21 protein-coding genes are annotated in these 19,579 nt (G+C 33.5%); 12 read left to right on the top strand and 9 right to left on the bottom strand.

Annotated features, from left to right (window positions below; translation table 11 throughout):
* Window positions 1–10: 10 nt before the first annotated feature.
* Entirely contained in the window at window positions 11–289 is a 279-nt protein-coding gene (locus AB674_RS10085; RefSeq protein ID WP_047776213.1) for a DUF2752 domain-containing protein, read from the bottom strand.
* A 105-nt stretch (window positions 290–394) separates the two neighbouring features.
* Between AB674_RS10085 and AB674_RS10080 the strand changes: the two genes are divergently transcribed.
* Entirely contained in the window at window positions 395–580 is a 186-nt protein-coding gene (locus tag AB674_RS10080; RefSeq protein WP_047776210.1) for a hypothetical protein, read from the top strand.
* Window positions 570–1,121 carry a Smr/MutS family protein gene (locus AB674_RS10075; RefSeq protein ID WP_047776208.1) on the top strand — a complete coding sequence of 184 codons (552 nt, stop codon included), beginning with the start codon at window positions 570–572 and terminating at the stop codon, window positions 1,119–1,121. Before AB674_RS10080 ends, AB674_RS10075 begins: the two co-directional genes overlap by 11 nt.
* A gap of 144 nt (window positions 1,122–1,265) precedes the next feature.
* Here AB674_RS10075 and AB674_RS10070 read toward each other — a convergent pair whose 3' ends face one another.
* The gene (locus AB674_RS10070; RefSeq protein ID WP_131701538.1) at window positions 1,266–2,252 is read right to left on the bottom strand and encodes a hypothetical protein; all 987 of its coding nucleotides are present in this window, start codon (window positions 2,250–2,252) and stop codon (window positions 1,266–1,268) included.
* 83 nt (window positions 2,253–2,335) lie between these two features.
* Between AB674_RS10070 and AB674_RS10065 the strand changes: the two genes are divergently transcribed.
* Window positions 2,336–3,460, top strand: coding sequence for a cysteine desulfurase family protein (locus AB674_RS10065; RefSeq protein ID WP_047776203.1), 1,125 nt, complete (start codon window positions 2,336–2,338; stop codon window positions 3,458–3,460).
* 373 nt (window positions 3,461–3,833) lie between these two features.
* Here the strand turns inward: AB674_RS10065 and AB674_RS10060 are convergent, their stop codons facing one another.
* Together AB674_RS10060 and AB674_RS10055 are read right to left on the bottom strand one after the other, a co-directional pair.
* Complete coding sequence (locus tag AB674_RS10060) at window positions 3,834–4,406, bottom strand: L-threonylcarbamoyladenylate synthase (RefSeq protein WP_047776201.1); 573 nt, start codon at window positions 4,404–4,406, stop codon at window positions 3,834–3,836.
* Window positions 4,407–4,460: 54 nt separating this feature from the next.
* Window positions 4,461–5,537 (bottom strand): DegT/DnrJ/EryC1/StrS family aminotransferase, encoded by a 1,077-nt coding sequence (locus tag AB674_RS10055; RefSeq protein ID WP_047776200.1) that lies wholly within the window; start codon window positions 5,535–5,537, stop codon window positions 4,461–4,463.
* A gap of 255 nt (window positions 5,538–5,792) precedes the next feature.
* On the opposite strand from AB674_RS10055, the gene AB674_RS10050 reads away from it, so the two are divergent.
* From AB674_RS10050 to AB674_RS10020, 7 genes are all read left to right on the top strand, one after another.
* A complete protein-coding gene (locus AB674_RS10050) occupies window positions 5,793–6,023 on the top strand; it encodes a phosphopantetheine-binding protein (RefSeq protein WP_047776198.1) in 231 nt (76 codons plus the stop codon).
* Window positions 6,024–6,028: 5 nt separating this feature from the next.
* On the top strand, window positions 6,029–7,081 hold the full coding sequence (locus AB674_RS10045; RefSeq protein WP_047776197.1) for a 3-oxoacyl-ACP synthase III family protein: 1,053 nt from the start codon (window positions 6,029–6,031) through the stop codon (window positions 7,079–7,081).
* A 3-nt stretch (window positions 7,082–7,084) separates the two neighbouring features.
* Window positions 7,085–7,822, top strand: a complete 738-nt coding sequence (locus AB674_RS10040) for an SDR family NAD(P)-dependent oxidoreductase (protein ID WP_047776195.1) — start codon at window positions 7,085–7,087, stop codon at window positions 7,820–7,822.
* Window positions 7,823–7,828: 6 nt separating this feature from the next.
* Window positions 7,829–8,917, top strand: coding sequence for an aromatic ring-hydroxylating oxygenase subunit alpha (locus tag AB674_RS10035; RefSeq protein ID WP_047776193.1), 1,089 nt, complete (start codon window positions 7,829–7,831; stop codon window positions 8,915–8,917).
* A complete protein-coding gene (locus AB674_RS10030) occupies window positions 8,907–9,917 on the top strand; it encodes a 3-oxoacyl-ACP synthase III family protein (RefSeq protein WP_047776191.1) in 1,011 nt (336 codons plus the stop codon). Before AB674_RS10035 ends, AB674_RS10030 begins: the two co-directional genes overlap by 11 nt.
* On the top strand, window positions 9,917–10,552 hold the full coding sequence (locus AB674_RS10025; protein ID WP_047776189.1) for a sialic acid O-acetyltransferase: 636 nt from the start codon (window positions 9,917–9,919) through the stop codon (window positions 10,550–10,552). The genes AB674_RS10030 and AB674_RS10025 overlap by 1 nt, the downstream gene beginning before the upstream one ends.
* A gap of 126 nt (window positions 10,553–10,678) precedes the next feature.
* Complete coding sequence (locus AB674_RS10020) at window positions 10,679–11,650, top strand: glycosyltransferase family 2 protein (RefSeq protein WP_053004234.1); 972 nt, start codon at window positions 10,679–10,681, stop codon at window positions 11,648–11,650.
* 196 nt (window positions 11,651–11,846) lie between these two features.
* On the opposite strand, the gene AB674_RS10015 is transcribed toward AB674_RS10020, so the two are convergent.
* Window positions 11,847–12,863 (bottom strand): glycosyltransferase family 2 protein, encoded by a 1,017-nt coding sequence (locus tag AB674_RS10015; protein WP_053004233.1) that lies wholly within the window; start codon window positions 12,861–12,863, stop codon window positions 11,847–11,849.
* Window positions 12,864–12,989: 126 nt separating this feature from the next.
* On the opposite strand from AB674_RS10015, the gene AB674_RS10010 reads away from it, so the two are divergent.
* Window positions 12,990–13,853, top strand: coding sequence for a hypothetical protein (locus tag AB674_RS10010; protein WP_047776188.1), 864 nt, complete (start codon window positions 12,990–12,992; stop codon window positions 13,851–13,853).
* A gap of 2 nt (window positions 13,854–13,855) precedes the next feature.
* On the opposite strand, the gene AB674_RS10005 is transcribed toward AB674_RS10010, so the two are convergent.
* A complete protein-coding gene (locus AB674_RS10005) occupies window positions 13,856–14,932 on the bottom strand; it encodes a glycosyltransferase family 4 protein (RefSeq protein WP_047776187.1) in 1,077 nt (358 codons plus the stop codon).
* An 86-nt stretch (window positions 14,933–15,018) separates the two neighbouring features.
* On the opposite strand from AB674_RS10005, the gene AB674_RS10000 reads away from it, so the two are divergent.
* Complete coding sequence (locus tag AB674_RS10000) at window positions 15,019–15,786, top strand: hypothetical protein (RefSeq protein WP_047776185.1); 768 nt, start codon at window positions 15,019–15,021, stop codon at window positions 15,784–15,786.
* Here the strand turns inward: AB674_RS10000 and AB674_RS09995 are convergent.
* The 3 genes from AB674_RS09995 to AB674_RS09985 all read right to left on the bottom strand — a co-directional run bounded on the left by AB674_RS09995 (window position 15,783) and on the right by AB674_RS09985 (window position 19,517).
* Entirely contained in the window at window positions 15,783–16,553 is a 771-nt protein-coding gene (locus AB674_RS09995) for a glycosyltransferase family 2 protein (protein ID WP_047776184.1), read from the bottom strand. The genes AB674_RS10000 and AB674_RS09995 overlap by 4 nt on opposite strands.
* A 4-nt stretch (window positions 16,554–16,557) precedes the next feature.
* Complete coding sequence (locus tag AB674_RS09990; protein WP_047776182.1) at window positions 16,558–17,625, bottom strand: glycosyltransferase family 9 protein; 1,068 nt, start codon at window positions 17,623–17,625, stop codon at window positions 16,558–16,560.
* Between the two features lie 116 nt (window positions 17,626–17,741).
* On the bottom strand, window positions 17,742–19,517 hold the full coding sequence (locus tag AB674_RS09985; protein ID WP_240478079.1) for an LTA synthase family protein: 1,776 nt from the start codon (window positions 19,515–19,517) through the stop codon (window positions 17,742–17,744).
* Between the last annotated feature and the right edge of the window lie 62 nt (window positions 19,518–19,579).

The following is a 19,579-nucleotide window of genomic DNA, read 5'->3' as shown; positions in this document are numbered from 1 at the left end:
ATATTTGAATTTAAAAGTGTTTATACCAATATCCCACAACCATAAAAAGGGCATTTAAGATTCCGGAAATCCAAAGTAGTTTGGTGTAGTTTTTTGATTTGTCGAAATAATACAAAAGGATAAAACCCAAAAAAAGAAGCGTAGAATAGAGTGCCGGATACATCTTAAAAGCGGCTAAAAGTTCACCCTGAAAAAGTAAGAATAAAGCACGTTGAAAACCACAGCCTAAACACTCTATTCCAAAGAGCGTTTTGAAAGGGCAGGGGAGCATATAATGTTCTAAACTCATGGGTTTTAATTTTTACAATTTTACAAAAAATATATGATAATGTTTCCGGAGGTAAGAACTGCTATTTTAAAGTTTCTTACTTTTGAGTTCTTATGATTTAAAAATATGAAAGCTTTTAAAATTTTAATAATGCTACTTGCCATTTCGGTCGCTTTATATGAGCAGGTTTCAGCAGAGAAAAATATCTATATCATGATAATTGCCATAGTGGTTTTCATGTATGGAATGATGCAGTTGAGTGCAAAAACACCAAGTAAAAACCAGGATAAAGAAGAAGAAGATGTTAAGTAAAGGAGATAAGGTTTCTGTTTTAGACGAGGCCATAAACGGAGTAGTGGTTTCAGTTAAAAACAAGGAGGTTTTGATTGAAACGGAGGATGGATTCATGATGACATTTTTTGTCAATGAATTACTTAAAATACAAGATACCAGTAATTTAATGAATTCTATTAAAAGAATTAATTTAGATGAGATTACAAAAGAGAAAACAGAGCCAAAACCAAGAAGTTTTGTGAAAGAACGCAAAGATAAACGCGAAATTTCGGCTCCGGAATTTGATTTGCATATCGAAAAACTGGTTCCGAACAAACGCGGAATGTCGAATTATGATATTTTAACTTTACAGACGGAGACGGCAAAAAGACACATAGAATTTGCGATTAGAAACCGGATTCCGAAAATAGTTTTTATTCACGGAGTTGGCGAAGGAATTTTAAAATCAGAACTTGACTTTTTGCTGGGTCGATATGACGGGGTAGATTTTCAAGACGCCAATTATCAAAAATATGGCTTAGGAGCGACCGAAGTTTATTTTAGGCAAAATGCCAAGTAAAGTACTTTTTGGGTGTGAGATCACCCAGAATATACGGTAAAAAAAAGTCCGTTTTCAGAACTAATTTTGAAATTAAATTAGCATGAAAACGGACTTCTTTTTTGTAAGAAAAAAAACTTTTTTACAAACAGGAATTAAGGTCGGTTATTTCGTTAATAGTTCCCCCAATACATAACTGGTTCCTAAATTAACAAAGTTGTTTCCTTTTTTTATAGAAGTATTTTTAAGTACAATTGTGTGTTTGAACTGATTGTTTACAGCTGTAGTTGTGGTTACCTCTATAATACCAGTTGTATTAGCTACACCATCGACTCCGGTCCAGGTCTCTTTTACTGTAGGTGTAGTTGGTATAGTTGTACCACAAAAGTAATCGTCACTAACTGGAGGGCCAGTAAATAATTTATACAAAAGCTTGTTTACAGTTGACCCGATTAATCCTCTTCTTGGGGAATTTGCAGCTGTTGCTTCATTTTTAATTAATAGAGGATCAATAGCATCAATTGTCATTGCAGATTTGGTATTGTAGGTGTAGATTTGTTTTGAAGTAGGACATTGTACTAGTGGTCTGGTGAAGGCTAAATCCAGTTTATCCACATCAGCTACGGTTGTTGTAAAATCACCAAAAACAACCTGAGGTTGTGTGATATCCAGACTGGATACTGAATAGGTTATATTTTTGATGACAATATTATGACTGTATCCTGTAATTGTGATAGCATTGGTGGTTGAGTTTGTAGATGTTATTGCTGTAGTCGCAATTTCAATTCTTCCGGATTTTGCATACCATTCATTAATCACATTTGGTGTTGTGGGAGGAATGAAGTCGCAAATGTTTGGTATTCCTACAGGTCCGTCGTAACTTCTATAGTAAAGCTTGAATTTATTATCATCGATCTGATATGTATTTGGTTTACCAGGAAGTGTTGGTTCGTTTTCGAAGGTGTCCTCATCCAATTGTAAAAGCAGTGATTCCTGACTTTTAATTTTATAAACCAATTGATTGTTACTACTAGGACAACTAGAAGCTTGTTTGATGTCGCTAAAATCTAATGTTTCAACAGTTACATCACCATCATCGCAGCCGTTTAATATAAGGGCGAATAACAGAAGGCATGCATATTTTCTCATCATAAATATATTTGGGTCAAAAATAGTGAAAAATTTGGCAATTGATATTTAAGAATTCACAATTGATATTTCTTAACTTTGCCGCAATGAAAAAAGTATATCTCGATAACGCCTCGACAACTGCTATGCGTGCTGAAGTTATTCAGGAAATAACAAAAGTCATGACCGATGATTTTGGTAATCCATCTTCAACTCACAGCTTTGGACGAAACGGTAAAACAATTCTGGAGCTTTCCAGAAAAAGTATTGCCAAATACCTAAACTGTTCTGCACAGGAAATTATTTTTACCTCAGGAGGAACTGAGGCCAATAATTGGATCTTGCGTTCTGCAGTAAAGGATCTTAAAATAGAACGTATTATTACGACTAAAATTGAGCATCATGCTGTTTTGTATACCGCCTTGGCTTTGCAAGCGGAGTATACTATTCAGGTTGATTATGTAAAAATCAATCCCGATGGAAGCATTGATTTGACTCATTTGTCCAATTTGTTGTCTGAAGAAAAGAAGACTATCGTAAGTTTAATGCATGTAAATAACGAAACCGGTACTATTCTGGATCTGGATAGAGTAAGTGTTATTTGTAAGCAATACAATACTTTGTTTCATTCTGATATGGTGCAATCTGTCGGCAAAACAGCAATAGACCTGCAAAAAACGCCTGTTGATTTTATTTCGGCTAGTGCGCATAAATTTCACGGTCCCAAAGGAGTCGGATTTGCTTTTATTCGAAGAAATTCGGGATTACAGCCTTCTATTTTTGGAGGAGAGCAGGAAAAAGGACTTCGCGCAGGTACAGAAGCCGTGCACCAAATTGCGGGAATGGCAAAAGCGTTGGCGCTCTCTTATGAAAATTTAGATCAGGAAAGAACATACATTTCAGATTTGAAAATGTACCTTATTGAGCAGCTTGAAATTCATTTCCCAAGCTTTAGAATCAACGGTAAAAAAGAAGATTTTTACAATATCATCAATATCATTCTTCCTTTTTCTTCCGATAAAACTGCTATGCTTTTGTTTAGTTTAGACATGAAAGGAATCGCAGTTTCCAGAGGAAGTGCCTGCCAATCCGGAAGTATTAAACCTTCCCATGTTTTAAAAGAAATGCTTTCAGAAGAAGATTTAAAACTGCCAAACCTACGAATTTCATTCAGCCATTACAACACCAAAGAAGATATTGACTGGCTGATTGAGAGTTTGAAAACGGTTTAGTTTTTTTTTAAAGTTTCTGAGGTTCTGAGAGGCTGAGTTTCTGAGTTTTTAGGTTTGCTGGCTCAAAGTTTCTGAGGTTTTTAGGTGTATAGGTATAGCTAACTTTGCGTAAAACCTTGTTTTTACTTTACGATTAAAAAGGTTCGGAAAGATTTTCTTTTGCACGCAGATTTGGTAGAGATTGCACAGATTTTTTATAAAAAGTAAATAAAATCAGCCTAATCTGCTAAATCTGCGTGCAAAAAAAATAGGTGTAAAATTAAAAAGAAGTCGTAATGTTATAATTAAACTTTGCGAACCTTGATTAAATCACGTCATTACATTTTTCAAATCAACAATTTAACCAAGACCATTTTACATTTTACACAAAAATCTATTTGCGAATAACCTTCACCTGAGAATCGTTCGTTAATTTGATAATCGTTGATGGTTTTCCGGCAAGTTTATCCTGATTTAATTTTACCACATAATCAACACCTTTTACAATTTCGGGACTGATATCCTTAAAAGCGATGGGTGTTGGTTGTCCTGAAATATTAGCAGAAGTAGAAACCAATGGTTTTTTCATTCGCTCTAATAGTTTAAAACAAAAAGGTTCTTTTACGAGGCGGATTCCAAGCGAATTATCAGCTGCAATTATATTTGCAGCAACATTTCTCGGTTCATCCAAAATTAAGGTAGTTGGTTTTTCAGACAAGTCTAAAAGCTGCCAGGCAACTTCAGGAATGTTTTTAAAAACGTTGTACATCATTTTTTCTCCATTCATCAAAACAATCATACTTTGTGTTTCTGCACGTTGTTTGAGTTTGTATATTTTGGCAACTGCTTCCGGATTGGTGGCATCACAACCAATTCCCCAAACCGTATCGGTAGGGTAAAGGATGATTCCGCCTTCTTTAATAACTTCGTAGGCGTTGATTATTTCCTGATTGATATCCTGACTCATAATTGAAAAATTTACTTTGTAATTGTAATACTTCGCAAAAAACGATACTGCTTTTTATGAAGTTAATTTGTTTATAATAGCGACAATCTTCTCCAGATCAATTGTAGAAAGACCAACGTATAACGGCAGGCAAACTACTCGGGAGGCGATAGATTCTGATACCGGCATTTCAGCACCATTAGTATAAGTAATGGTATTTAAGGAAGGGTAGAAATAACGTCTTGGTATAATGTTTTCCTCTGCTAATGCCTCCTGAACTTTTAATAAGACAGCTTCAGATTCGAAAAGTAAAGGGTAATAGCTATGATTCCACTCGGTGTTTTCTCTGATTTTTATGCTTTTAAGGTTTTCGAAATTCAAATGACTATTGTAAAAATCAGTTACCTTTTTTCTTTCTGCAATAATATGCTCCATATAAGGAAAAAGAGCTAATCCCATGGCTGATTGCAGTTCTGAAATCTTAGCATTAATTCCAAGTCCGTGAAAGGCTAATGGTCCGTTATGTCCAAAATTATGACTGTAAAACAATTGCTGTTGTGTTGCATCGTCATTACAGAACATGGCACCACCTTCTCCGGTATGAAATAATTTGGTGGCATGAAAACTGCAAGTGCTTACATCCCCAAAGTTAAATACTGATTGTTTGTTGTAGGTCACTCCAAAACAATGTGCAGCATCATAAATCACTTTCAGGTTGTGTTTTTTTGCAATAGTTTCTATCGCCTCAATATGACATGGATTTCCAAAAACGTGAGTAGCCAGTATGGCAGTTGTTTTTGAAGTTATAGCAGCTTCAATTTTAGTTTCGTCTATCGTTAAGTATTCCGGATTGATGTCAACAAAAACAGGGGTACAATTTTCCCATACAATAGCAGCCGAAGTAGCTACGTAAGAAAAAGGTGTAGTGATTATTTCTCCGCCTTTGCCAAATAGTTTTAAGGCAATTTGCAGCGGTATTGTACCGTTGTTAGTAATTGTAATATGAGGAACATCGAGATATTTTTTAAGTTTATCTTCAAGTTCTAATGTGAGTTCACCACGATTTGTGAGCCAAACTTTATCCCAGGCACGCTTTACATAAGAATTGTATTCTTCTTGTGGAGGTAGAAAAGTTTTGGTAACAGGAATCATTTTATTATGGATTTAGTAAGTTTAATTAACCTTTAAGGGCAAACTATTGTTATATTTGCGGGGTAAAAATAACAAAAGAATGCTGATTTATCAGCATAAGCGGGAATTATAAAAAAGAGAACCTTTATTAGATGTACTTGAGGCTTTGAAAAACAATATTTTAAGAATCGTTTTCTTAGAATAAAGTAAAGGATTTCCCTTTTGTTTGGTACAAAAATAAAAACAGAATTAAAATAATACAAATTTAGGAATACTATGGAGATTAACACTTTTTTGCAAAATTTTGCAGACATTTTAGATGATACAGATGCAACATTAATAAAACAAGAAACTGTTTTTAGAGATTTGGAAGAATGGGATTCTCTTACGGCTTTGTCGTTAATCGCAATGGCAGATGAAGAATACACAGTGAAATTGACGGGAGATGATATTAAATCTTCCAATACATTAAATGATATCTTCGAAATAATCAAAAATAAAGGGTAATTGAAATGGCTACTTTTTCAGTAAATAATATTGCAATAAAAGGTATATCATGTTGTGTTCCGAAAAATACGGAGCGCAATATAGATTTAGATATATTGGCAGAAGATGAAATTCAGAAATTTATAGATGTAACCGGAGTGGAAGAGCGACGTGTTGCCGCTAAAGAAATCTGTACTTCTGATTTGTGCTGTGAGGCTGCTGAAAAAGTAATTAAAGACCTGAACTGGCAAAAAGAAGAAATAGAAATTTTGGTTTTTGTTTCGCAGACGGCCGATTATATTTTACCAATTTCTGCGGCGATACTTCAGGACAGACTGGGATTGCCAACAAGCTGTATTGCTTTTGATGTGCCTTTAGGATGTTCCGGTTATGTTTATGGTTTGTCGATTTTGGCAAGTATGATGAAAACAACCGGCATTAAAAAAGGATTATTGCTGGCAGGAGATACAATCAGTAAGATTGTTTCAAAAACAGACAAAAGTACGTTACCTCTTTTTGGAGATGCAGGATCTGCAACTGCATTAGAACTTTCAGATAATGCAGAATTGTTGTTTGATTTAGGTTCTGACGGATCGGGCTATAAAACCATTATTGTTCCCGACGGAGGATCAAGAAACAGAATCAACTCTGATTCACTACAAGTACAAACAATCGAAAAAGGAATAGAAAGAAGTTCTTGCGATTTGGTTTTAGACGGAATGGATGTTTTTAGCTTTGGCATTACACAAGCGCCAAAAACCGTCAACAAACTTATTGCTGCATTTGAACTTGATAAAGATCAGATTGACTATTTTGTTTTTCATCAGGCCAATATGATGATGAACAAAATGATCGCAAAAAAATTAAAACTACCACTAGAGAAAGTTCCGTATTCTTTGAAAAATTTCGGAAATACGTCTTCTGCAACCATTCCGCTGACTATTGTTTCTGAGTTAAAAGAAGCAGTTTTAAATAAACCGTCAAATTTAATCATGTGTGGCTTTGGTGTAGGTTTATCATGGGGTACAATGTTAGCAAAAGACTGCAAAATAGAATCTCTAGAATTAATTGAATTATAAATTATGATTACATTAGAAGATAAAAACATATTGGTTACCGGTGCTTCTTCAGGAATTGGAAGACAGATCGCTATTACTGCTTCTGAGTTGGGTGCAAAATTGACCATTATCGGAAGAAATGTTGAGAAATTAAATGAAACATTATCTTTATTAAAAGGAAATGATCATAAAGTACATATAATCGATCTTTCTGATTCTGCTAATTTAGCAACCTTAATAAGCGAAAGTACTCCTTATGACGGTGTTGTTTTTAATGCCGGTGTGGTAGAATATTTACCGGTTAAATTCTTAAATGAGAATAAAATAAATGCTGTTTTTGGTACCAATTTTGACAGTAATGTGGTGCTGAGTCAGAAATTAATGAAAGGTAAATTATTGAAAAAAGGAGGATCATTAGTATTTGTATCGTCCATTTCTTCAAAATTAGGAGTTCCCGGTACCGCAATGTATACCGCATCAAAAGCAGCTTTGAGTGCTTTCTCAAAGGTTCTGGCTTCAGAATTGGCATCACAAGGGATAAGATCTAATAGTGTGAGCCCCGGAATTATAAAAACGGCAATGACTGAGCAGGCAAGTGATGTAGTGTCTGATGAAGAATTAAAGAAAGCAGAATTGGAGTATCCTTTAGGTTATGGCGAACCGGCCGATGTTGCGGGATTAATCATGTATTTGCTAAGTGATGTAAGTAAATGGATGACAGGCTCTGATCTGATTATTGATGGAGGATTTACACTGAAATAAAAGAATATGAATTCAAATATACCTGCTGTACATTATTATGACAATGCTATTTTCGCCAAGGAAAGCGAAATGCTGTTTAATAAAGTGTGGCATTTTGTAGGGTTTAAATCTGATTTTGAAAAAGACAATGACTTTGTTACACTAAAGATCTCAGATACCCCGATTGTAGTTCAAAATGTTAGAGGAAATATTAAAGCTTTTTTGAATGTTTGCTCGCATCGGTTTTCGATAATTCAGCAAGAACAATCAGGGAACAGACCTTTAATGTGCCCGTATCATGGCTGGGCATACGATAAAGACGGTATTCCAAGTGGAATTCCGAAGAAACCCTTGTTTAAAAAGTTTTCTAAAGAGGAGCTTTGCGAAATGAAACTTAAAGAATTTAAAGTTTCATTTTGTGGTAATTTATGTTTTGTTTCCGCAAATGAAAATGTAGAACCTCTTGAAGATTTTATAGGTGTTTTTTATAATGAATTGGAAGAAATGTCTTTGTCTTTAGGAGATAAAATAGACGTTAATACAATGGAAATTAGATCTAATTGGAAAGTTATTGTTGAAAATACCTTAGAAAGTTATCATGTAGGTTTGGTTCATGCCGAAACGCTTGCCAAGTTAGAGCCATCCGGATTAGACTTCGAATTTGACGAAAACAACTCCAGTTGGACCAGTGAATTGAATATTGCAAGAGATAAAGGAGGTTATAAAAAAATAGATACTTATTTTTCACCAAGAGTTTACGACATTGGAGGGTATAAGCACATATTGATTTTTCCAAATTTATTGATTTCAACTACACACGGTATATCGTATAATTATTCTGTTATTGAGCCAGTTTCGCCGGATATTTCAAAATTTACAAGTTATGTTTTTACAGCATCAACTGAAAGTACGAAGGAAAAATCGATTTTGATTAAAGGTTTTGAAGAATCATTAATCAACTTCAACCGACAAGTATTTGATGAAGATAAAACAGTTTGTCAACTAGTTCAGCAAGGAGTAAGACACACGAATTTGTCCGGAAAACTATCGGATGAGGAAGAACGTGTACATCATTTTCAAAAAACGTATTTAAAATTTTTACAGCATGAAAGCTAATATTCAAGCTATTTCGTATTATTTGCCAGAAGAAATTTTATCTAATGATTTGATTAATCAGGAATTTCCGGAATGGGACATTGAGAAAATCAGTTCTAAAACAGGCATCAATGTCAGACATATTAGTGCCAAAGACGAATTTTCGTCCGATATGGCTGTAAAAGCTGCCGAAAAATTATTCAAAGAGCACAATATCGATCGATCAAAAATTGATTTTTTATTATTTTGCACACAAAGTCCGGATTATTTTTTACCAACAACCGCCTGTATAATTCAGGAGAGATTAGGTCTTGAAACCACAATTGGCGCATTAGATTATAATTTAGGATGTTCCGGTTTTGTATATGGTTTAAGTCTCGCTAAGGGTTTAATTGCGGGCGAAATGGCTAAAAACATTTTGCTGATTACTTCAGAAACCTATACCAAGTTTATACATCCAAAAGACAAAAGCAATAAAACGATTTTCGGAGACGCTGCTGCTGCAACCTTAATTTCCAGTGAAAAAGGGTTTTGCTCCATTGGTAATTTTGTTTTTGGAACAGACGGTAAAGGCGCTGAGAACTTAATAGTAAAACAAGGCGGAATGCGTTTTCCGGTTTTAGAGGATAATGAAGATATAAGTGATGAATTCGGAAATGTTCGAAACGATAAAAATTTGTTTATGAATGGCAGTGAGATTTTTAATTTCACAGGTGAATTTGTTCCGAAATTGATTCAGGGAATGCTTGAAAAAGCAAGTTTGAGTCAAGATGATATTGATTTGTTTGTTTTTCATCAGGCCAATAAATACATGCTGAATTATCTTAGGAAGAAAATAAAAATAACAGAAGATAAGTTTTATATCAGTATGCAACATTGCGGTAATACCGTTTCATCAACAATTCCGATTGCTTTATATGAAGCCTTAAAAGAAGGAAAGTTGGAGCATCGTAAAAATATGGTATTGGCTGGTTTTGGAGTTGGATATTCTTGGGGAGCCTGTAATTTAATAATAGAATAATGAAAAACTTAATAATAATAGGAGCAAGAGGTTATGGACGTGAAGTTTATAATTTAGCCCTACAGTGTGAAGGTTATGAAAAAGACTATGTAGTAAAAGGTTTTTTAGACGATAAAGCGGATGCCTTAGTTGGTTTTGAAGGATATCCTGAAATTATCGGTACTGTTGAAGATTATGTAATTGAGGAGAATGATGTCTTTTGCTGCGCTTTAGGCAGCGTAAAATGGAAAAAGCATTATATCGAGTTAATCATTGCTAAAGGAGGAAAGTTTATTAATTTAATACATCCTACCGTAATTATTCATACCAATGTAAAACTGGGCACAGGCCTCATCTGTTTTATGTATTCTAATATTAGTAACGATTCGGTTTTAGGTGACTTTGTAACGATACAAGGCTTTGTCGCTATCGGACACGATTCTAAAATTGGAAAATGGTGCCATCTGAACGCTTACAGCTTTACGGGCGGATATGCAATACTGGAAGACGAGGTTTGCCTAAATACAAGAGCAACAGTTTTACCAAATGTAATTATCAGAAAAGGAGCAACAGTCGGAGCAGCCAGTTTGGTAATAAAAAATGTAAAAGAAAATACTACGGTTTTTGGCGTTCCTGCCAGAAAGATGGAGTTTTAATTCAATTAAAGAACCTCAGGAGAATTTATAAGATCACAAAACAGCTGTGAAAATAGAGTTTTAATTCTTTATGTATAGTGCCTTGTTTCTAGGCTTAAAAAAAAACAAAAACAAAAAGTATCTGGTATGAAAGATCAAAATGCTATTATTTCAAATTGGATAAATAATGGAGGAGAGCCTTTAGTAAGTATTGTATGTACTACTTTTAATCACGAGGATTTTATAGGTGAGACTTTAAAGGGGTTTTTAATTCAGGAAACGAATTTTCCTTTTGAAATAATTGTACATGATGATGCTTCCACAGATCGTACTGCGGTTATTGTTAAAGAATTTGCAGCTAAATATCCGTTAATCATTAAACCGATTTACCAAACAGTTAATCAGTATTCCAGAAAAGACATTAATATTTGGAGCGACATTACGTTTCCTGAAGCAAAAGGAAAATACATGGCGCTGTGTGAAGGAGACGATTATTGGATCGATGCTTTAAAATTGCAAAAACAAGTTGATTTCTTAGAAAACAATGCAGATTATGTCATCACATGGACTGACTTTTTTACGAAAAAGGAAAGTGAAATGGTTCCGAATGACTTTAAAGATACACTACCGGATATCTATACAATTGACTTTGATAATTTATTTGATCCTTATTGTACCTATACTTTAACATCACTGTTTAGAAAAACGGCTGTTGATCCTCTTGAGTATAGAAAATTTGTTCATAGTAAGGATAATACGCTTTATGCGTTGGTGTTGTGTAATGGAAAAGGAGCTTATATGAATTTCCAAAGTTCCGTTTACAGGTGGCATGCAGGAGGAATATACTCTTTGCAGAAGCCTTTTGTTCAGCGTTATTCATCCTATCAGAATGTTAAAGAAATTTACGAATTCATTCCTCAGTCGCGAACGGCAAATATAAAGCGTGTTGTGAAATCATTATTGAAAGCCTCAGCAAATGAAGCTTTAAAAACGGTGCACGATAAAACAATTGATAACACAAATCAAAAGAATGCAATTAAAGAGTTCTTAAATCAGGCTTCTATTGGAACCCGAATCAAATTTTTTATGCGTTCTGTAAAGAATAAAATACTAAAGTAAATTGATTCGACCGCATAGAAGCATAGATAATAAAGACTAAAAAGGCGTTTTATTTAGAATGCATTACATTAGACTATGTAAAAAAAAGATATTTTTTTTGAAACACCTTAAATCGTCAATTCTAAAATTATGTTTTTATGTGTTAAATAATAGTTACCTGAATTATCTCCAACGGATTACTGAAGTAGAAAAAAAACTACTTTTTCCAGCCAATTAAAGATTTGAAAAATAAAAGGACTTTATCAAGACCATTTATTTTTCCAAACAACTTTTTGTCGGTTTCTTTTAACTGATTGTAGAAAGTCAGATTGTAATTACTTGCATTTCTTATTGTACGTAATAAGGTTTTAGTAATGTGGCTTTCAAGTAATTCGGGATTGTAATTGTTAAGTTTGTTATTTTGTTCAATCAAATGTTTTGCTGCTGTAATAACCTGAAGTATTTCCTCCGAAGACAACCCTTTTTTTAACGATACCGCATTTAAGTAAGAATCAATTTTTGAGTCTGAGTTTTCAATTCCAAATTGGCTCAGTTGATTGATTTTAACCTTTCTTACCGATCGGTTTACATTGTCAATTTTGGTTTTACTGATGTTGTTATCGTGCTGTCTGTAGTCTAACAAGGATTCGGGGATGTTATAAAAGGCTGTTTTAGCCGATAATCTGCTCCATAAATCATAATCTTCCACAGGTACATATTCGTTTTCGAATTGAGCGTTGTTTAAGGCTGTTTTTCGAAGCATCACAGTTGGATTTCCTATAACGCAGCTGTGTAGAAATGAAATTTTTATAGCATCTGGTTTCTCGCTGTGTTTTATGAGTTTGTTCTTTTTAGATCCAAAAAAAGTAAACCAGGTTCCGCATACTCCAATTTCAGGATTGTTTTTTAAAACTGCAATTTGTTTCTCAAAACGTGTAGGCAATGCGATATCATCTGCATCCATCAAAGCGATGAAATCTCCCTTAGCGATTTTCAGACCTTCATTTCTAAGATTTGCCGGACCAACGTTAATGTCTTTGTTGATTATAATAATTCTCGAATCGTTTCGTTGATAATTAGAGATTACTTCCAGGCTATTGTCGGTAGATTTGTCGTTAAGAATAATTAGTTCAAAATTCGTGAAAGTCTGCTTTAGAATGCTTTCGATACTTTCAGCTAAAAAAATACCTGCATTGTAAACGGGCATTATAACAGAAATTTCGGGAGTTGCCATAAACTTAGTTTATTATTAAAATGACAAATATATAATATTAACTTAGTCTATTTTATATAATTCAAAAGTAATTTTGTGTGATAATTTGCGAATGTTTCTATCTTTGTTTTTTAACAAAATTTTATAATGAAAAGAATACAAGTTGGTTTTTTGGTCTCATATGATTACGAATTGCTTAAAAATGCTATACCTCAGGTGTATAAGGAGTCCGATTCAATTTTTTTAGCAATTGATAAGGATAGAAAGACTTGGAAAGGAGAGTCTTTTACAGTTGAAGACAGTTTTTTTCAGTGGATTAAATCAGTTGATGTTGATTCAAAAATTCAAATTGTGGAAGATAATTTCTATCGTCCGGAATTAACAAGTATGGAATGCGAAGTTCGCGAGCGTAAAATCCTTGCAGAAAAAATGGGAATTGGAAATTGGCTGATCCAATTGGATGCCGATGAATATTTTTTGGATTTTAAAGAGTTTGTCTCTTTTCTGAGATCTAAAAATCATTATTTGGATAATCCTAAAAAACAGCAGGTTCAGATTTCTCCTTTTTTAATTAATATGTACAAATGGGTTGAGAATGGGGTGCTGTATGTTGAAAAACCAACAAAAATTATGGTTGCCACCAATTATCCAAGTTATAGAGTCGGACGTCAAACCCGTAAAAGAATTATTTATTACAAAGGTGCCGTGCTTCATGAATGCCTTTCCAGAACAAAAGAAGAGCTGCAAATGAAGTTCAATAATTGGGGACATGATACCGATATCAATAAAAACGAGTTTCTCGAAAAGTGGGAAGCTGTAAATGAGAGTAATTATAAAGAGATGCGCAATTTCTTCTATATGGAGCCTGAAAAATGGAAAAAACTGGCTTTCGTAAAAGGGACCACATTTAAAGAAATTGAGCAAAATTTAGATTTCCTAAATGTACTTCCAACATTTTCGTACATCTCAAAGAAAAACTTCGGACAATGGTTCAAACATTTATTTAAGTAATTCTATTTTAGAATATCCTTATAAATTTTCAAATAATCAGCAGCAGCAACTTTCCAATCGAAACTTGCTGCTCTTTTTTTCATTTCTGTTTCGATTAGGTTTTTGTTATTTTCAAAATGATCCAGTCCGTTTAGTAATACTTCTTTCATGTATTCAGGATCAAAATCGGACCAATAATTAGCCATTTCACCACCAATTTCAGGTAAAGAAGTTTTGTCAGATAAAAAGACCGGTTTGCCAAAACTCATTGCTTCAATAGGAGGTAAACCAAATCCTTCTCGTATAGACGGGAAAAGAAATGCAGTACAGTTTTTCATGTAAAATTGTTTTCCCTCATTACTGATCTTACCTGTTAAAAAAACCTGGTTCTGAAGCCCGTTTTCTTGTATAAGATCCTTAATTACCTGCCCGTATTTCCTGTCGTTATTTCCGGAAATAATCAAATTGAAATCTTTCATTAACCTCATCATGTTGATAATAGAGGTGTAGTTTTTTCTTTCGATAAAATCTCCGATAGTATAAAAGAAAGGTTTGTTTACAGGAACGGTACTTACAAAACCCGAAGTATCTAATAAGGTAGAAATTGGATTTCCGTTGTATATAACATGTTCCGGAACATTCGGTACATCAAAATAATCATGAGTTTGCTTTTTTGCAAATTCAGAAATATAAGTAATAGCAGTTGCTTTGTTTAGTTTCTCCGTAAAAAGTCGGTTTCTTTTATGATTCATGTCAGAAGAAACTTCTTCGTGAAAATTGACATCATGAATCGTTAAAAGATATTTAGAATACGATCTGGGTTCTAATTTAGAGTTTTGATTTACAGAATGCCATAAATCAAATTTATGTAGCGGTCTGAAGGTTTTATACCTGTGAAACGACCTGTATTTATGGTATTTGAATGAATCACCAAATTCGTCTTTTAATAATTTAGGTTGTCCTGCGTTGAGATGCAGTTCTAAATCCTCAAAATTAAGATGTTGCAGACCTTTAATTAGTTCATAATTAAAAGTGCCTAAGCCAGTAGCCCTGTTGTTGATATTATGGGTCTCTAAGAAAACACTTTTTTTGCTGGACATTTAATTCTTTTTTTTACGAAAATACAATAATAATTTGAAGTCTAAAATTCTATGCGTATTTTTGTTTGTTCGTAAAACACAACTGAATGAATTTCAAGATAAATCCGATTTTTAAAAATAGTACCGAGTCAATACTTAAAAATATTGAAACATTTAATACTTCAGGAACTCTTTTTGGTAATGGAGATCGAAATAAAATAAAGCTTTTTAGTTTAAATGAGGAGACCATTAATATCAAATCATTTAAAATCCCCAATATCGTTAATAAAATCGCCTATAAATACTTTAGGAAATCAAAAGCCAAGCGATCTTTTGAATTTGCTACTATCTTATTAGAAAAAGGGATTGGAACTCCTACGCCCCTTGCATTTCTTGAAAATTTTAGCTGGGTTGGATTAAGGGACAGCTATTATGTAAGCCAGCATTTGGTAACGGAATTGACTTATAGAGAACTGGTAGAAATCGCGGATTATCCGGATTATGAGAACATTTTGCGACAGTTTACTAAATTTACTTTTGACTTGCATGAAAAAGGAGTAGAGTTCTTAGATCATTCACCCGGAAATACTTTAATCAAGAAAAAGGAGGCCAATCAATATGATTTTTTTCTGGTCGACTTAAATCGAATGAATTTTCATGAAAATATGAGTTTTGAACAACGTATGAATAATTTCAGACGTTTAACTCCGAAGAAAGAAATGATTGCGGTGATGAGTAATGAATATTCAAAGTTCTATACCGCTAAATCTGAGCTGGAGATTTTTGAGCTGATGTGGCAAGATACAACGCAGTTTCAGGAAGAGTTTGCAAAAAAGAAAAGACTTAAAAAGAAACTTAAATTCTGGAAGTCCTAAGACGTCATTCGGATTTTTTTAAGTTCCTGAAAGCGTATAGCCACACTCATGGCATTAAGATAACAAATTATAATTCCTTTTTTACCGTCTAAAAAACCAAAGCGAAGCAAGTATTGATTCAGAAACTGGTAAAGTGGACGAATATAAAAATGAAAAAAGTTAGGATTGGTTTTCTTTAGCAGTTCTTCCTGTGCCTTTAACTTCCCGTAAAAAATCATTTTTTGCTTGTAGTCCTCATAATTGGAATACGAATGATGAATCAATTTGTGTTTTAATTTGCCGGTTTTTCCGTTTACAATTAATTTCTCGTGAACAATCTTTTCGATGTTATAAATGGCGTTTTCTTTTTTGAAAAGACGAATGATTTTATCTGTTTGCCAGCCACTAAAGCGTAATTTTTTGTTTTCGAAAATGAAATTGCGATACATGAAATAGGCAGGACAACTGTCGGCTTCATTAATTATAGCTTTGATTTCCTGCTGCAGTTTCGGAGTTATTCTTTCATCCGCATCAATAAAAAGAATCCATTGATTGGAAGCAAGGCTCAGCGCATAATTTCGTTGCAAAGCAAAGTTGTCAAACGTATGTTGAAAAACTTTTACATTTTTAAAGCTTGAGGCAATTGCTACTGTTTGATCCGTGCTAAAAGAATCAACAACGATTATTTCATCTGCAAAAGACAGATTGAGAAGCGCTTCTTTTATATTTGACTCCTCATTATAAGTGATAAGCAAGGCCGATAAAAGTTGTTTTTCAGGCAATATCATTTTGTTACTTGCTTATGTTTTGATTTAGAAACAATTTGATTGTATCGCTAAAAAAATCAGGTTTGAACTCCTCATATAAAGATAAGGCTTCTTTTTTGAGTATTTTTTCCGTTTTGTCCACAAACAAGTCCGGTCGGAAATCTTTAAGATGCACTGAGAGATGATGGATTCCATCTTCAAAAGTGGCCCATATTTTTTTCTCAATCCAAGGAGAGAAAATAATAAAAGAGGGTTTTTCTAAGGCTTTTGCCATATTGATTGCACCTCCGTCGTTTCCGATAATTAAATCACATTGATTCATAATGGCAATAAAGGATCTTAAATCATCGCCTAGTAAATCAAAATAAATTTTTTGCTGAGTTGAGGATTTGCAGGCATTAAATACGGTTTTGGCGCTTTCAAGTTGCTTTGGGAAATAATTAAAAAGAATATTTACATCCTCCTGATCCGCAATATAATCGACAACTTTGGCCATGAAATCTAAAGGATATGTTTTTAGTTTTTCACTTCCTAAAAGACTCATCATAATTGTTTTTCGGCCTTTTTGGACTTTATGTTTCTCAAAAAGCGCAATGGCATCTTGGTTTTCCTTGTCCGAAACAAATAATTTCGGAATAGGATCTGTTTTTATTTGTAAATCAAGCGGTTCCAGTAAAGAAAGGCGTCTTTCAATCGCCAGACCCAGATTGGTTTTTGGATAAGATTCAAACGGAATATTGTCTGTGTAAAGAAAATTTCTGCCCGGTTTTTTGTACGAGATTTTTCGTTTGGCATTGCTTAAGAGAACCAACACCCAGCTTTCTAATTTGGAGTAGGCATCAATTAATACATCATATTTTTCATTTCTGATCTGTAAACCAAGCTGAAGTAATTCTTTTTTGCTTTTTCGATGTTTTTCTTCAAACAGGATAATATTATCAATACTTGAATTGCCTTCGAGAACAGGAGTTGTTGAGCTGTAAACCAAATAATCAATCTGGGCGTCAGGATAAGCAATACGCAGATTGTTGCAAATGATACTGCTAACCAAAACATCACCAATCATTTTTTGCTGAATTACAAGTATCTTCATATAGAAAAATAGATTTTTTTTTGAGAATACAAATTGAAGCAAAAAATTCCAAATTCCAATTATTTTATTGATTGGAATTTGGAATTTTATTTGTCTTTCGAAAAGTAATTTTCTTTTTAAATTACCAATTGATTATTTGTTACTCTTTCATTAAAAGATTGAATATAGGTTTTTAAGAATTTTTCTGCTTTTTGGGCTCGGGCTTTATCAATTTTCATTAAATTATTGTTCAATAAAACATCCTTTTTCCAATTATATAGTCCAATTACTTTATTGTCTGAAAATGAAACATAGTAATCGTCCTGAATATAATGATAAGTTCCCTGAAGATAGTACACAACAAAATTTTCTTTTGATTTGTAGCTTTTTCCAAAACTCACCATATCGGTTTTGATATGCAGATAATCCAAAATACTCGGCATAATATCAATTTGTTGGAAATTTTTCTCGCTGACACCTGTTAACGCCGGATTTGAAGGATCAAAAAATAAGATTGGAATTCTGAATTTTCCAATGTTAGTTTGATCTGTTTCCCGATCTCCGCCAGATGAAGTGTGATCTGATGAGATAACAAACAATGTATTTTTATACCATTTCTGTTTTTTCGCAGTATCAAAAAATTTACGAAGAGAATGATCAGCGTACGCTATACTTTCGTGTATGTCAGTTGTTCCTTTAGGGAATTTATTTTGATATCTTTCCGGTATAATGTAAGGGATATGCGAAGAAATAGTAAATATGGAGCTGAAAAACGGCTTTTTAAATGTGCCTAGTTTCGTAGCGTAAAATTGCAGGAATTCTTCGTCAAATATGCCCCATTTTCCATCAAAAGCATCCTTTCCTTGGTATTGATCTTTTCCGTAATATTCATCAAAGCCTGCCGCTTTTGCGTATTTGTCAAAGTTTTGGCTGCCATTAAAAGCACCATGAAAAAAAGAAGTAGTGTATCCTTGTTCCTTAAAAATCAGGGGTAAACTATGTACTTTGTTTAAAGCATAACTGGACGATATATAAGAATCGTTCATTAAACTCGGGATGCTTGATATGATCGAAGGAACAGCGTCAATTGATACTTTTCCGTTTGCAAATCCATTTTTGAAATAATATGATTTTGTAATAAGAGAGTCTAAAAATGGCGTTTGACCTCTTCCGACATTTTCATTTCCAAAACTTTCTAAAATTATAATGACAACATTCTTTCGTAGCGGTGCCTGATTTGATTTTATGGAAATGATTGGATTGTAAGTCTTAGACAGTTCCTTGCTGTCGTAATAGTGTGTAAAAGTATTGCCTTCTTTTTTGAATAAAGTTTTTAAAATAGAAAAAGGAGTATTTAACACTAATCCTGCATTGTTGACTTCACCATATTCAATAGCGTCTACAATTCGGAGTGGTTTTTTTCGAAACCCGCCGCGGCCAATAATTAAAATAACAAGCAGCAATGCAATCCCGTAAGAACATTTTTTCAAATAGTTCTTTTTGGTTAAATTGTTGATAACAATTTTATCTTTTGGATTTGGCATCAACATCCAAAGCACAATGCTGGTCATTAAAAAAGAAACACCAACATACCAATATTCTTTTAAATAGGAAGGAATTAAACGAATAATATCATTTTCCATACCCGTAGCAGTAATCAGTCCAAAAGTACTCCTTCTGCCCGTAAAGCGGTAATAGATAATATCAATAAAATTGGTAGAAATAAGCAGAAGATTAACTGCGAAAAAAGTAATTTTTAATGTCGTTTGGTATAACGGCTTGTATTTAAAATTACCCGGAACTATATGTAGTATAAGGAAAATACAGTTTATGTAGGCAATAACAGCTAAGTCAAAAAGCAGTCCTCCGATAAAAATTTTAAAGGTAAATTGTTCAAACAGTTCTATATTCATAATGAAAAATAGAAATCTGCTAAGTTGGTAGGTCAGTAATATTAAAGTAAATCTTTTTAAAA

The sequence above is a fragment of the Flavobacterium sp. ABG genome (assembly GCF_001027725.1).
Classification (GTDB): domain Bacteria; phylum Bacteroidota; class Bacteroidia; order Flavobacteriales; family Flavobacteriaceae; genus Flavobacterium; species Flavobacterium cupriresistens.
This window is presented reverse-complemented; position numbering and strand designations above follow the sequence as displayed.